A 1,002-nucleotide genomic window follows, 5' to 3' on the forward strand; every position below is an offset into this window, starting at 1 on the left:
CGTCCTCGCCTCCCCCGACTCCGACATCGGCCTCGTCGGGTACGAAATGGCCCTGCTCGTCGACCGAGCCGGCGCCGTCCTCACCCCCGCACTTCGCGCGGAACTCCAGGGCAGTCTCCTGCACTGACGGTTCGTCGGATACCGTCCTGGTATTCGAAAGACCTCCGGCCCATCCCGGGACCGTGTCAATCGCGGTCCCGGGATCGGGCGTTGTACGGCTTTCGCACTACCTGCTCGGCCCCTGCGGCCCGAGCTCGCACCGCACCGCCGCACCATGTGAGGAGAGGAACCGTGACCCCGCCCGACGACCGCAGCGGCCAGTACGGCGTTCCGTACCCTGGCACCGGCCATGATGCTTTCGGAGCACCCGGTGTCGGCCACGGTCAGCACCCCGGCCCTGCGGGCCAGCAGTACTCCGGCTACCAGCACGACGGCCAGCAGCAGTTGATGAACCATCAGCAGCCGCAGCGCCGGCCGTACGGCCACCAGGCCTACAGCGAACAGCGGTTCATCCAGCCCAGCCCCGGTCATCAGGGCTATCCGGGCCCGGAGGACTTCCCTGAACAGGCCGAGGACCCCGGCTATGCCGAGGAGTTGGACGACCACGACTCGGGGCCGCTGATCCGCCCGTTCGCGATGACCGGCGGCCGTACCCGGCCCCGCTACGAACTGGCCCTGGAGGCACTGGTCTCCGCCAGCGTCGCTCCCGAGCGCCTGGCCACGATGCTGCCCGAACACCAGCGGATCTGCACCCTCTGCACCGAGGTCAAATCCGTGGCCGAGGTATCCGCACTGCTCTCCATCCCCCTGGGGGTGGCCCGGATCCTCGTGGCAGACCTGGCCGAGGCCGGTCTTGTCGCCATCCACCAGCCCGCTGCCGGCGGCGAATCCGGCAACCAGCCCGACGTCACGCTGCTCGAAAGGGTCCTCAGTGGACTTCGCAAGCTCTAACGCGGCCGCCGCCAGCCGCGCCACCACCTCCGCGAAGATCGTCGTGGCAGG

General features: G+C 69.5%; 1 protein-coding gene. It reads left to right on the top strand.

Annotation, left to right across the window (positions count from 1 at the left end):
- Nucleotides 1–291: 291 nt before the first annotated feature.
- Complete coding sequence (locus UK12_RS32725; RefSeq protein ID WP_156179094.1) at nucleotides 292–951, top strand: DUF742 domain-containing protein; 660 nt, start codon at nucleotides 292–294, stop codon at nucleotides 949–951.
- Nucleotides 952–1,002 lie beyond the last annotated feature (51 nt).

It is taken from the genome of Saccharothrix sp. ST-888, assembly GCF_000955975.1.
In the GTDB taxonomy this organism is placed as follows: domain Bacteria; phylum Actinomycetota; class Actinomycetes; order Streptomycetales; family Streptomycetaceae; genus Kitasatospora.